Origin of the sequence: Hyphococcus luteus, from assembly GCF_002943565.1 — a bacterium.
GTDB lineage: Bacteria > Pseudomonadota > Alphaproteobacteria > Caulobacterales > Parvularculaceae > Hyphococcus > Hyphococcus luteus.
Map to the genome: position 1 here is coordinate 407592 of NZ_PJCH01000017.1, position 12243 is coordinate 419834.

General features: G+C 61.1%; 13 protein-coding genes. 12 read left to right on the plus strand and 1 reads right to left on the minus strand.

Translation table 11 applies throughout. The features are described from left to right. Window positions 1–95: 95 nt before the first annotated feature. From ligM to CW354_RS22435, 3 genes are all read left to right on the plus strand, one after another. Window positions 96–1490 carry a vanillate/3-O-methylgallate O-demethylase gene (gene ligM / locus CW354_RS22425; protein WP_104832325.1) on the plus strand — a complete coding sequence of 465 codons (1395 nt, stop codon included), beginning with the start codon at window positions 96–98 and terminating at the stop codon, window positions 1488–1490. 173 nt (window positions 1491–1663) lie between these two features. Further along, on the plus strand, window positions 1664–2866 hold the full coding sequence (locus tag CW354_RS22430) for a glycine C-acetyltransferase (protein ID WP_104832326.1): 1203 nt from the start codon (window positions 1664–1666) through the stop codon (window positions 2864–2866). 239 nt (window positions 2867–3105) lie between these two features. Further along, window positions 3106–3471, plus strand: coding sequence for a DUF4168 domain-containing protein (locus CW354_RS22435; protein ID WP_104832327.1), 366 nt, complete (start codon window positions 3106–3108; stop codon window positions 3469–3471). A gap of 83 nt (window positions 3472–3554) precedes the next feature. Here the strand turns inward: CW354_RS22435 and CW354_RS22440 are convergent, their stop codons facing one another. Beyond that, complete coding sequence (locus tag CW354_RS22440; protein WP_165793904.1) at window positions 3555–3863, minus strand: UrcA family protein; 309 nt, start codon at window positions 3861–3863, stop codon at window positions 3555–3557. Between the two features lie 477 nt (window positions 3864–4340). Here CW354_RS22440 and CW354_RS23605 point away from each other — a divergent pair, with 477 nt between their 5' ends. The 9 genes from CW354_RS23605 (at window position 4341) to CW354_RS22480 (ending at window position 12241) form a co-directional block, all read left to right on the plus strand. Then, on the plus strand, window positions 4341–4499 hold the full coding sequence (locus CW354_RS23605) for a hypothetical protein (RefSeq protein ID WP_165793879.1): 159 nt from the start codon (window positions 4341–4343) through the stop codon (window positions 4497–4499). A 179-nt stretch (window positions 4500–4678) separates the two neighbouring features. Next, window positions 4679–5713, plus strand: a complete 1035-nt coding sequence (gene tdh / locus CW354_RS22445) for an L-threonine 3-dehydrogenase (protein ID WP_104832329.1) — start codon at window positions 4679–4681, stop codon at window positions 5711–5713. A gap of 31 nt (window positions 5714–5744) precedes the next feature. After that, the gene (locus CW354_RS22450) at window positions 5745–6902 is read left to right on the plus strand and encodes an OmpA family protein (protein WP_104832330.1); all 1158 of its coding nucleotides are present in this window, start codon (window positions 5745–5747) and stop codon (window positions 6900–6902) included. A 66-nt stretch (window positions 6903–6968) separates the two neighbouring features. After that, window positions 6969–7430: a RidA family protein gene (locus CW354_RS22455; protein ID WP_104832331.1), complete on the plus strand. Its 462-nt coding sequence runs from the start codon at window positions 6969–6971 to the stop codon at window positions 7428–7430. Next, the gene (locus CW354_RS22460) at window positions 7430–8581 is read left to right on the plus strand and encodes a GNAT family N-acetyltransferase (protein ID WP_104832332.1); all 1152 of its coding nucleotides are present in this window, start codon (window positions 7430–7432) and stop codon (window positions 8579–8581) included. Before CW354_RS22455 ends, CW354_RS22460 begins: the two co-directional genes overlap by 1 nt. A gap of 14 nt (window positions 8582–8595) precedes the next feature. Beyond that, a complete protein-coding gene (locus CW354_RS22465; protein ID WP_104832333.1) occupies window positions 8596–9033 on the plus strand; it encodes an HIT family protein in 438 nt (145 codons plus the stop codon). Between the two features lie 335 nt (window positions 9034–9368). Next, entirely contained in the window at window positions 9369–10625 is a 1257-nt protein-coding gene (locus tag CW354_RS22470; protein ID WP_104832334.1) for an SMP-30/gluconolactonase/LRE family protein, read from the plus strand. 9 nt (window positions 10626–10634) lie between these two features. Beyond that, a complete protein-coding gene (locus tag CW354_RS22475; RefSeq protein ID WP_104832335.1) occupies window positions 10635–11426 on the plus strand; it encodes an aldose epimerase family protein in 792 nt (263 codons plus the stop codon). A gap of 185 nt (window positions 11427–11611) precedes the next feature. Continuing rightward, a complete protein-coding gene (locus CW354_RS22480) occupies window positions 11612–12241 on the plus strand; it encodes a Flp family type IVb pilin (RefSeq protein WP_104832336.1) in 630 nt (209 codons plus the stop codon). Window positions 12242–12243: the final 2 nt, after the last annotated feature.

A 12243-nucleotide genomic window follows, 5' to 3' on the forward strand; every position in this document is an offset into this window, starting at 1 on the left:
AAAATTGTAAGCAACATAAACAATATTGGGCGCCCTCAACTCGCGGACGTCCCTTTAATTCTTGAAAACCCGAGATCGAGGAGGATTCCGCCGCAATGACAGCCAAGAACCTGGAAGAAAAGCTCAAAGCCGCCGGCAATACGGTGGACATGCTCCGCAATTCGAAAATCGGCGCTTATGTCTATCCGGTCGTGCCGACCGAATTTCACAACTGGCGGGACGAACAGCGCGCCTGGCGCGAGACCGCCGTCCTGTTCGACCAGACCCACCACATGGTCGATCTGTTCCTGAAAGGCCCGGACGCGATCAAGGTCTGCTCCGACACCGCGATCAACACTTTCAAGAACTTCCCCGTCAACCGCGCCAAACAATATGTGCCGGTCAGCCATGACGGCTATGTGATCGGCGACGGCATTCTCTTCAACCTCGAAGAAAACCACCTGGTATTCGTCGGCCGCGCGCCTTCCGCCAACTGGCTGCAGTTCCAGGCGGAAACCGGCGGCTACGATGTCGAAGTCACCTATGACGACCGCTCGCCCTCCATGCCCATGGGCCGCGCCGTCACCCGCAAATTCTACCGCTTCCAGATCCAGGGCCCAAACGCCCAGAAGATCATTGAAAAGCTCAATGGCGGCCCGTTCGAAGACATCAAGTTCTTCCATATGGGCTACATTAATATCGGCGGCAAAAAAGTCCGCGCCCTGCGCCACGGCATGGCCGGCGCGCCGGGTCTCGAAATCTGGGGCCCTTACGAGGAATATCTCGACATTCGCGCGAAAATCCTCGAAGAGGGCGCCGAATTCGGCATCGTGCCGGTGGGCTGCCGCGCCTATGCGACCAACACACTTGAGTCGGGCTGGATCCCCTCGCCGCTTCCCGCTGTCTACACCGGCGAAGAGATGAAAAAATACCGCGAATGGCTCCCGGCCAACTCTTATGAGGCCATGGGCTCCATCGGCGGTTCTTACGTCTCCGACAATATCGAAGACTATTATGTCTCGCCTTACGACATCGGCTATGGGCCCTTCGTCAAATTCGACCATGACTTCATCGGCGCCGACGCCCTGAAGAAAATGGAAGGCGAACAGACCCGCCGCAAGGTGACGCTCGCCTGGAACGACGACGACGTGCGTAAGATCATGGGCTCGGTCGTCGGCGAAGGCACGCCTTACAAATATTTCGAGCAGCCGCTCGCCAACTACGCCTCGTCGAACTACGACTCGGTGCTCGCGAACGGCAAGAACGCCGGCTTCTCCATGTTCACCGGCATCTCCTACAATGAGCGCAAGGCGCTCTCGCTCGCCACGGTCGACAATGATGTCGAGGTCGGCAACGAGGTCACGGTGGTCTGGGGCGAGCCCGACGGCGGCACCGAAAAGACCACGGTCGAAAAGCACCAGCAGATGGAAGTCCGCGCCATTGTGAGCCCGGTTCCCTATTCGGAAGTCGCCCGGAAGGAATATGCGTCCGGCTGGCGCACCGGGAAATAAGGCTTTCCCATCCTAATCTGAGAAGGGCCGGCGCTTCGCCGGCCCTTTTTCTTTACATGTCCGCCGCCCGCCGTCCCGCGGCGGCGCGCGGCGGCGCGCGGCATTGACCCCGCCATTGACCCAATCGGGCCGCGGCGCCAAACCATGGCCCTCGCTGAAAAAGAGGCCTGCCCATGCGCCAGGATTTTTACGACCGCGTCGCCGCGACCCTCGGCGATATCCGCGAAGCCGGGCTCGAAAAGATCGAGCGCCAGATCACCTCGCCGCAAGGGCCGGTGATCGACGTCGACCACAAGGGCCAGCGCAAAAAGGTCCTCAATTTCTGCGCCAACAACTATCTCGGCCTCGCCGATAATCCGGAGATCGTCGCCGCCGCCAAGGCGACCATGGACGAATACGGCTTCGGCATGGCCTCGGTCCGCTTCATCTGCGGGACGACGGACCTGCATCGCCGGGTGGAAAAGGAGATCGCCGATTATCTCGGCTATGAGGACTCGATCCTCTTCGCCGCCTGTTTCGACGCCAATGGCGGGGTCTTCGAGCCGCTGCTGGAAGCCGACGATGCGATCATCTCCGACGCGCTGAACCACGCCTCGATTATCGACGGGGTGCGACTGTGCAAGGCCAAGCGTTACCGCTTCGCCAATTCCGACATGGACGATCTCAGAAAACAGCTCGAACAGGCCGATCTCGACGGCGCGCGCACCAAGCTGATCGTCACCGACGGCGTTTTCTCCATGGACGGCTATATCGCCAAGCTGGACGAGATCTGCGCCATCGCCGATGAATATGGCGCGCTCGTCATGGTCGACGACTGCCACGCCACCGGCTTCATGGGGCCTCATGGCGAAGGCGCGCCCGCCCATTGCGGCGTCGCGGCGCGGGTCGACATCCTCACCGGCACGCTCGGCAAGGCGCTGGGCGGGGGCATGGGCGGTTATATCTGCGCGTCGAAAGACGTCGTGCATCTGTTGCGCAACCGCGCGCGGCCCTATCTTTTCTCCAATGCGCTGACGCCGGCGCTCCTCGGCGCCACCCTGAAAACGCTGGAGCTGGTGCGCCATGGCGGGCATTTGCGCGAACAGCTCTTCCGCAATGCGCGCCGCTTCCGCGAGCAGATGACGAAAGCCGGCTTCGACCTCCTGCCGGGCGAACACCCGATCATTCCGATCATGATCTATGACGCCAAGAAGGCGGGCCAGATGGCCGACGCGCTGATGGAGGAAGGGGTTTACGTCACCGCCTTTTCTTTCCCGGTCGTGCCGCGCGAAAAGGCGCGCATTCGAACGCAAATGTGCGCAGGGCATACGGACGAACAGGTGGACGAGGCGGTCGAAGCGTTCATCAAGGTCGGAAAGTCCGTAGGCGTCATATAGAGACGAAAACGTCGGGTTAAGATATTATTTAACCGGACGGACCACGCATTGGGACCCTCGCTTCTTTTGCTTTCCATGTCCACAGACGCGCGTTTCTCAAGCGGTAAAATTTTTAAATTGTAATCCTGCGCGCGCTATAGAGATGACAATTTCGAAATCTGTCCGACTTTTAGAAACTATGAAGGCGGCGGCGCCTTATGTTAGGCGCGCACCTGTAAGCGACTAAAGGAAAAGCTACGATGAACTGTTTCAAGATGACCAAGCTCCTCGCCGCCGCCGCCGCGGCCGCCGCCGCAAGCGCAGGACCGGCTGCGATGGCGCAGGACGCCGCCGCTCAACAACAGCAAATAGCGCCGGTCAGCGACAAGGAAGTCAAAAAATTCGTGAAAGCCGAAAAGAAGATCGGCGCCATTGTCGAGGAATGGAGCCCGAAAGTGCAGTCCGCCGAGTCTCAGCAAGAGGCTCAACAGATGCAAAAGAAAGCGCAGACGCAAATGATCGCCGCCATCGAAAAAGAAGGCTTAAGCGTTCAGCGCTATAACCAGATCGCTCAGCGGGCGCAGGTTGACAAGCAGCTTGCCGAACGCCTGCAAGAAGCGGCGTAAGCCGTACAAAAACTAAAAAACAAACGCCCCGGATTTAAATCCGGGGCGTTTTACGTAACGAAGCTTGATTGCGGCGTAACGCCTTAGACATTGCCCGCATGAATGCTGTCGATCCGCTCGTCATTCACTCTGGCGACGAGTTCGTCAACGGCATTCGCAACGCAGCTTTCGCGCACGGCGCTGTATTTTATGACGCTGTCGTGATTGAGCCGGGCGTCGCATGTCTCAGCAGCGACTTTTTGAATGCGATGATAAACATCCATCGCCCCGCTTTGCGTCGTCAATTCCACTGACGCATAACGCAGCTGCGCGTCGCCGGCGAAGCTCGCCGTGCTGAAACCAATGCTGAGCGCCGCAGCGCCGGCGGCCGTAATGATAAGTTTTTTGATCATGAATAAGACTTCCTTGTTCCTGGACGCCCACCCTAAACGGCGCATCTTTTTACGTGCGCCTGTTGCTGTGCATGTCGTCTAAAACGGAAAACCGCAACACCAATTTTCGCATCAAGTTTTCGTTACGCGCGTTAAGAAACAGCCGCTTCAACACCCGGTTTGTTGCGGCGCGTAAAAGCTTGCGAAGTTCAACTCCGCACGCGCTCATGATTTGGAAGCTTTAGCCCTTATTAAGCGCCGTCTTAGTGAAAAATTTCATAGCAACGGCGGCGCACAAAATCCGCGCCGATCTTGCGCCTGCAAGAGCGCCCTTGAAAAATTTTTGCGACAAGCGGGCCAAATCGCCTTTCGGATGCTTCGCCGGACTTTTGCGACGCGCTATCTCCCTAAAACCTGCAGTTTTTCGCGAATCCTCCGCCGGAACAATCCAGCCCGGCGAGGCGTTAGTCCTGTGCTTTAACCCCAAGGAGTCCGATGATGCCCGCCTCCCCAAAGACTGAAAACCAGAAGCCGACAAAAGAAGAGCAGGAAGAGCTCGACGAGGCGCTGGACGAATCCTTCCCCGCGAGCGATCCGCCCTCTCCGGTCCGCGATCCCGGCCATGACGATAAAGAGAACGGGAACAAAACGGACTGAGCCGCGGACTTTTTTCCTGCAGTCTTTCAGGCGGTTCGGATAATGACATCTGAACCTTTATGAAGCGCCCGCCTATGGTGACGGCGCTCGTCCGGCTTGGTAGAAGGCTATCTCGGGCGCCTGAAAAGGGCGCTTCAAGCCCCGTTCCAAGCCATGAGAACCGCCTTGCAGGAAACGCTATGAAAGCCCTGATGAAAGCCAAGCCCGAAGAGGGCATTTGGATGGTCGACGCCTCGCGCCCCGAGATCGGCCCTAACGACGTGCTCATCAGGGTGAAGCGCTCGGCGATCTGCGGCACGGACGTGCACATCTACAACTGGGACGCCTGGGCGCAGCGCACCATTCCGGTGCCGATGACGGTGGGCCACGAATTTTCCGGCGAAGTCGTGGAGATCGGCTCGGAAGTTCATCCCGAACATGCAACCTTCAAAATCGGCGACCGCGTCTCGGCGGAAGGCCATGTCACCTGCGGCTATTGCCGCAATTGCCGCGCGGGCAAGCGGCATCTGTGCCGCAACACCGTCGGCGTCGGCGTCAACCGTCCGGGCTCTTTCGCGGAATATGTCGCCGTGCCGGCGTTCAACGTCTATCGCCTGCCCGACGCCGTCTCCGATGATATGGGCGCGATCTTCGATCCTTACGGCAATGCGACCCACACCGCCCTCGCCTTCGACCTCGTCGGCGAAGACGTGTTGATCACCGGCGCCGGGCCCATCGGCGTGATGGCGGTCGCCATCGCCAAATTTTCCGGCGCCCGTCACGTCGTCATCACCGACGTCAACGATTACCGCCTCGACCTCGCGAAAAAGATGGGCGCGACGCGGGCGGTGAACGTAACGAACGAATCCCTGAAAGACGTCATGAAGGATCTGGGGATGACGGAAGGCTTCGACATCGGCCTTGAGATGTCGGGCGTTCCCTCGGCCTTCGAATCCATGCTCGACACGATGAATCACGGCGGCAAGGTCGCCATGCTCGGCATCATGCCCAACGGCGCCGGGATCGACTGGGAGAAAGTCATCTTCAAAGGGCTCGACATCAAGGGCATTTACGGCCGGCGCATGTTCGAGACCTGGTACAAGATGGGCGCGATGCTGCAGGCGGGGCTCGATCTGACGCCGGTCATCACCCATCGCTTTCCCATCGAAGATTATCAGGCGGGCTTTGACATCATGCGCTCCGGCCAGTCAGGCAAAGTGATTCTGGAATGGTGACAGGCCATAAGGATAGCCCCAAGACCGCCGCATGAACGCTTTCCTGAAACTCCTCGCCGGGCTCGCTGTGCTTGCGCTGATCGGCCTTGCCGCGTTTTTCATCGACGGCGCGCCAGGCTCGGCGGCCTCGGCGCAGCGCAAACTTGAGGAAAGCGCCGTGAAGGCGCTCGGCGCCGACGCGGGCGCATGGGCGTCGGTCACCATGGACGGACAAAAAGCGATCCTTTCGGGAACCGCGCCAAGCGAAGCGGCCCGGGATGCGCTGATCGCGCGCGTCGCCGCCGCAGAAGGCGGCGGAGGCCTTGTCGCGGGCGGCGTCACCACGGTCGACGCCGGCGCCTTGAAAGTGATTGCGGCGCCGCCGGTCGCCGATCCGTTCATCTTCATCGCGGAATATGAAAACGGCGTCCTCGCCTTTTCCGGTTATGCGCCGGATCAGGAAACGCGGGACGCCGTTTATCGGCTCGCAGGCGATCTTTTTCCGGACACGGATATTTCCGGCGTGATTGACATCGCCGGCGGCGCGCCCGTCGCGCCCGAAAGCTGGCGCATCGCCGCGGAAACATCGCTGCGCGCGCTTTATTACCTCCAGCGCGGGGCCGTCTCGGCGGAAGGCGCGCGCTTTGCGGTCATGGGCAAGGCCGAAGACGAGGTGCGCGCCGGCGCCGCGCGCATGCTGATGACCGCCATGCCGGACGGACTTGCCGGCGAAAGCGACATCGCCGTTGATGAGGCCGCGCCGCCGCCGGCGCCAAACCTTCCGGCGCCGGACGAAAACGCCGCGGGCGCCGCCGACACGGAACAAATGACGCCGGCGCGTGAAACCTGCCTGGAAGAGTTGCAGAACGCCGCATCGGCATTGCGCATCCGTTTCCCTTCGGCCGATTCAGACCTTGACGCCGGCGCCGAAGACAGCCTGCGCGCCCTGGCCGCCCTCCTCGCCGATTGTCCGAATACGCGCCTTGAAATCACCGGCCATACGGATTCCCTCGGCCAGGCCCGGGACAATCTTCGGCTCAGCCTTGAGCGCGCCCGCGTCGTGCGCGACTTCCTGATTTCCGCCGGGGCGCCGGCCGAGACCGTCACCGCCGACGGCGCCGGCGAATCGGAACCGATTGCAAACAACGCAACCGAGGCCGGACGCGAACGCAACCGGCGCATTGAATTTGAAATAATTTCCGCCCAATAAACACTGGCCACGCGGTTGGCAAAGCTGCAAAAACGAATCAAACTGCAGCGAACATCAGGAGCCTTCATGTCTCGCATTGACGACCGCCTTGCCGAACTCGGCCTTGTTCTTCCCGAGCCCGTCGCCCCGGTGGCGAACTACGTGCCCTACGTGATCTCGGGAAATCTCGTTTTCATATCGGGGCAGGTGTCGATCGGCCCCGGCGGCCTCATCACCGGCAAACTCGGCGCGGATCTCGACCTCGAAAAAGGCGTCGAGGCGGCCCATGCCTGCGGCGTCAATCTGATCGCGCAATTGCGCGCGGCCTGCGGCGGCGATCTCGACCGGGTGACGCGGGTCGTGAAGCTCGGCGGATTCGTCAATTCAACGCCCGATTTCACCGACCAGCCGAAAGTCGTGAACGGGTGTTCCGACCTCATGGTGGCGGTCTTCGCCGACAAGGGCCGTCACGCCCGCGCGGCGGTCGGCGCGCCCGCCCTGCCCCTGAACGCCGCGGTCGAGGTGGACGGGGTTTTCGAGATCGACTGATGCCCGACGGATCGGATGCTGCGCTGGCGCGAACAATCGGCTCCATCAAGGAGATCGATCCTGCACAATGGAACCGTCTCGCCAATCCCGACCCGTCCCGTTACAACCCCTTTGTCAGCCACGAATTTCTGTCGGCGCTCGAACAGTCGAAATCCGTTGCGCCGGAAACCGGCTGGGCGCCCCTGCATCTCATCGTTGAAGAGGCGGGGGCCGTCACCGGCGCCGCGCCGCTTTATGTGAAAGGCCACAGCCAGGGCGAATATGTATTCGACCATCACTGGGCGGATGCGCTGGAACGCGCCGGCGGACGCTACTATCCCAAACTCCTCAGCGCCGCCCCCTTCACGCCCGTGCCGGGCCCGCGCCTTTTAGCGCCAAACGACAATGCGAAACAGACCCTCGCTGTCGCCTTGCGCCAGGTGACGGAACAGCTCGGCGCATCGTCGGCGCATGTGAATTTCATCACCGAAGACGACAAAGCCGCGCTCGTCAAAGCCGGATTCATGGCGCGCATGGGCGAGCAATATCACTGGTTCAATCGCGGCTATGAGACTTTCGACGATTTTCTGGCCGCCCTCGCCTCGCGCAAGCGCAAGGCAGTGAAGAAAGAGCGGCGCGAAGCCGGCGACGGCCTTGTCATCAGGCGGCTTGTGGGCGCGGACATCACGGAGCGTTATTGGGACGCCTTCTGGCTCTTTTATCAGGACACCGGCGCGCGCAAATGGGGCTATCCCTATCTCACGCGGACCTTCTTTCGGATCATCGCCGAAACCATGGCCGACAGCCTGCTGCTCATCGTCGCCGAACGCGACGGCGAGCCGATCGCCGGGGCGCTCAATTTCATCGGCGGCGACGCGCTTTACGGACGCTATTGGGGCTGTCTTGAAGACGTGCCGTTCCTGCATTTCGAGCTGTGCTATCATCAGGCGGTCGAGTTCGCCATCGAGCGCGGCCTCTCCCGCGTCGAAGCCGGCGCGCAGGGCCAGCACAAGATCGCGCGCGGCTACGAGCCGGTGGCGACATGGTCGGCGCACTGGATATCCAATGAAAGTTTTCGAGAGGCCATCGCCCGCTATCTCGAAGCGGAGCGCGAACAGACCGGCATGGAAATCGAGGCCTTAAAAGACGTCACGCCTTTCAGGAAAACCTAAAACGGAACCAGCTCATGTCGCTTCAACAACCCTACGACCCGGACAACATCTTCGCGAAAATCATCCGCGGTGAAATGCCCTGCGTGAAACTCATGGAGACGGACAATGTTCTCGCTTTCATGGATGTCTTTCCGCAGAGCAAGGGCCACTGCCTCGTCATTCACAAGAAAAGCAAAGCCGTGAACATCCTCGATGTCGAGCCGGAGGCGCTTAACGAGCTGATCGGCGCAACGCAAACCCTCGCGCGCGCGGTTGAAAAAGCGCTGGAGCCCGACGGGATACGCGTCATGCAGTTCAGCGGCGCGCGCGCCGGTCAGACCATTTTCCATCTGCATTTTCATGTGCTGCCCGTTTATGAGGGCGTGGTCGTGGCCGCCCACGCCAGCGGCAAGCCGGCGAATGCGGAAGAGCTCGAGCCGATTGCGGATAAAATCCGCAAGGCGCTTGGGTGAAGATGCGCGTTTTGTCGCTGTAACTTTATCTCATCACGCGCTCTCGCAGTCGTGTTTTGCGGGCCGGGACGCAGCCCGCTATCAACGATCCTGCAACGTAACTCCCTTGTTGCACTGGAGCGTTATGGCGGCCCCCCCTCCGCCAGCTCCAGCTTTTGAGCGACCCGCACGGGCGCGCCTGACCATCCCTTGCCGCCAGGGCGCGCCATTCAGAAAGGCCGTTGCGATCCCCTTCCCTCGCAGCGGTCTTTTTGCGGGAAGCCTCGGTTTATCTTCCCGCACCGCTCTTGCCTCGTCTCGCCGGCGCCGCTTAGCTCGAGGAAAGGGAGCGCTTCATGAAAAAGACGATCCTCGCCATTCTCGCCCTCTGCGCCGTGAGCGCCGCCCATGCGGCGCCGCAGTCATATCGCGACAACATGGCAGCCGCCGGGAAGGCCTATGAAGACGAGAACTGGCCGGCGCTCAATGAAGCGCTCAATGCGGCCCAGGCGATGCGGCCCTGGTCGCTTTATGTCTATCGCAACCGCATTCTGGCGCGCCTGCTGGCGGGCCGCGAGGAAGAGGCCCTGGGCCTCGCCGAAAAAGCGGCGGATCGCGGGCTCGCGCTCGATCTTTCCGGCCATCCGGCGTTTGACAAGCTGGCGGCGCTTTCCGGTTTCGAGGCGATCACCGCGCGCATGGAGGAAAACGCAAAACCGAAAGGCGGCGGCGGGCCCGTTCGGACCTTCGCCGAAACCGGCCTCCTGCCCGAGGCGATCGCCTATGGCCGCAAGCAGACGCTCTATGTGGGCGGCGTGCGCACCGGCGAAATCGTGAAGGCCGGCGAAAAAGCGGAAAGACTCTCGCCGGTCGCCGCGGCGCCGGGAGGCGTCTTCGACCTTGAGGTCCGGGCGCGTCACCTCTGGGCCGCCGTCAACAACCCGCCGCCTTACGAACACGCCGCGCCGGACAAGCCTTTTGCAGCAATCATGATCTTCGACGGGAAAACCGGCAGGATTGTCCGCGAAGCGCGCGTCGGCGAAGACGCCGCCATGCTGGGCGACCTTGAAGTCGCCAAAGACGGAACCGCCTATGCAAGCGATTCAAAAACGCCGCGGATTTACCGTCTGGCGCCGGGAGACAACGCCCCGGAAATCTTCATGCAGGACCCGCGCTTCGTGAACCTGCAGGGGCTCGCGCTCGACGAAGAGCACGGCCGCCTTTTCGTCGCGGACTATCTTGCGGGGCTTTTCGTCGTCGATCTCGAAACAGGAGAAGCAACGCAGATCGAAAACGCCGCCGACGCTCATCTCGGCGGCGTCGACGGGCTTTATTATCATGAAGGAGTGCTGATCGGCGTTCAAAACGGAACGACGCCCCAGCGCATTGTCAGGATCGGACTCGATGAAGCCGGCGCGTCCGCCGTCTCCTTCACGGTGCTTCAACAAAATCTCGCGGACTGGAACGAACCCACCCATGGCGCGGTCGTTGGCGACAACTTCCATTACATCGCCACGTCCAACTGGCCTTCTTACAATCAAGACGGCGGCGTAAAAGACAAGCCGGCGCGCCAGCCCTTGCGGATCATGACGGCGCCGCTTGACGGAAACTAGGCGGCGGCGATGTCGGAACGCGCGGTGACTGAAATTGCATCGGGAAAGATGAAAGCAGCGCTGGCGCCGGCGCTGGGCGGCGCGGTCTTGTCGCTCAGCCTTGACGGCCGGCACCTTTTACGCCGCGCGCCCTCGCCCGGCGCCGTCGCCGACCCGCGCGACGCCGCCTGTTATCCTTGCGTTCCCTGGTTTTCCCGCCTCGCCGGCGGCCTTGATTTCGCCGGACGCCATTACGACCTGGCGCCGACCTTGCCCGCCTGCGATCCGGACCATGCGCTGCACGGCCATGGCTGGACGAGCCCCTGGGAGGTGACGGCGCAAACCCAGGACCGGCTTGTCTGCGCTTTCGATTATGCGCCGAAACCGCTCGGCTTTCCGTTCCCCTTCCGCGCGGTTCAGGAATTTACGCTCGCGCCGGCACGTTTTGAAATCGCCCTCTCCGTGACGAATACGGGCGCCGGCCCGATGCCCGCCGGGCTTGGGCTGCATCCGTTTTTCCCGCGCGGCGGCGACGCCCAGATTGACTTCGGCGGCGAGCGCGTGCGTTTCGCCGGCACAGGCATGGACGACACGCATGAAAACTGGGGCGGCGCGGCCGAGATCATCAATAACGGCATGCGGCTCGCCATAAATAGCAACGCCCGCTTTCTGCATCTATATTCGCCGGAAAGCGCGGACTTTTTCTGCGCCGAACCGGTGACCCATTCGCCCGGCGGTTTCGGCGAAAAAGTTCTGGCTCCAGACGAAAAATTGAAACTTTTTTTGAAAATTGAAATTACCTCTCAAGAGCAAGACTCATAGTTAATTTCGGTTGACCGTTTTTCCGTTTGAAAAGACTTTCTGTTTAATCGCCGCACAATCTGAAAGACTGCTTTTCATGGAGACCGCCATGCGCAAACTGTGCGCGTAAATTAACAGTCTGTATACAGTCATGTGTAAAATTTGAACTATGTGAAAGAGGCCGCTTTGACGGCCAAGCAGGACCCATGCGTATTTTTAATCGTCTTTATAAAGATAAATCCGGCTCGGTGGCTATCGAGTACAGCCTCATCGCCACCCTGATCGCCGTTGCGATTTACGCCGCGCTTGAAGTGACGGGCGAAACCACGAAGCGGAAATTCGATAATGTCGAGGCGTCGCTCAATGACGAACCGCCAAACGGCCCGGCCGGCGGCGGCGACCCGCTTGGCGGCGCGACCGGGGGCGGCGGCGGTTCGGGCGGCGGCGGATCCTCGGGGGGCGGCGCGGCTGGCGGCGGATCTTCAGGTGGCGGATCTTCGGGCGGCGGCGGCGCAACCCCGCCGGCCAATAATGGCGGTTCGGGCGGCGGCGGTTCCGGCAATGGCGGTTCCGGCGGCGGCTCGGGCAATGGCGGCCCCGGCGGCAACAACGGCAATAACGGAAACAATGGCGGCGGCCATGGCAACAACGGCAATCATGGCGGCGGCAATAACGGCAATCACGGCGGCGGCAATGGCGGCGGTCCGGGCAATAACGGGAATAACGGAAACAACGGGAATAACGGCAATAATGGAAACAACGGCAATAACAACAATCAGCCAAAGCCGAATTATTGCAGCATCCCGGTCTTCAGCAATTTCCCCGCCTGCCAATAGCC

What these genes read in the sequence shown, in the direction of transcription:
- CW354_RS22465 (WP_104832333.1), top strand. Translation starts at nt 8,596, where the DNA reads ATGTCGCTTCAACAACCCTACGACCCGGACAACATCTTCGCGAAAATC.
- CW354_RS22470 (WP_104832334.1), top strand. Translation starts at nt 9,369, where the DNA reads ATGAAAAAGACGATCCTCGCCATTCTCGCCCTCTGCGCCGTGAGCGCC.
- CW354_RS22440 (WP_165793904.1), bottom strand. Translation starts at nt 3,863, where the DNA reads ATGATCAAAAAACTTATCATTACGGCCGCCGGCGCTGCGGCGCTCAGC.
- CW354_RS22480 (WP_104832336.1), top strand. Translation starts at nt 11,612, where the DNA reads ATGCGTATTTTTAATCGTCTTTATAAAGATAAATCCGGCTCGGTGGCT.
- CW354_RS22450 (WP_104832330.1), top strand. Translation starts at nt 5,745, where the DNA reads ATGAACGCTTTCCTGAAACTCCTCGCCGGGCTCGCTGTGCTTGCGCTG.
- CW354_RS22435 (WP_104832327.1), top strand. Translation starts at nt 3,106, where the DNA reads ATGAACTGTTTCAAGATGACCAAGCTCCTCGCCGCCGCCGCCGCGGCC.
- CW354_RS22455 (WP_104832331.1), top strand. Translation starts at nt 6,969, where the DNA reads ATGTCTCGCATTGACGACCGCCTTGCCGAACTCGGCCTTGTTCTTCCC.
- tdh (WP_104832329.1), top strand. Translation starts at nt 4,679, where the DNA reads ATGAAAGCCCTGATGAAAGCCAAGCCCGAAGAGGGCATTTGGATGGTC.
- CW354_RS22430 (WP_104832326.1), top strand. Translation starts at nt 1,664, where the DNA reads ATGCGCCAGGATTTTTACGACCGCGTCGCCGCGACCCTCGGCGATATC.
- CW354_RS22475 (WP_104832335.1), top strand. Translation starts at nt 10,635, where the DNA reads ATGTCGGAACGCGCGGTGACTGAAATTGCATCGGGAAAGATGAAAGCA.
- ligM (WP_104832325.1), top strand. Translation starts at nt 96, where the DNA reads ATGACAGCCAAGAACCTGGAAGAAAAGCTCAAAGCCGCCGGCAATACG.
- CW354_RS22460 (WP_104832332.1), top strand. Translation starts at nt 7,430, where the DNA reads ATGCCCGACGGATCGGATGCTGCGCTGGCGCGAACAATCGGCTCCATC.
- CW354_RS23605 (WP_165793879.1), top strand. Translation starts at nt 4,341, where the DNA reads ATGCCCGCCTCCCCAAAGACTGAAAACCAGAAGCCGACAAAAGAAGAG.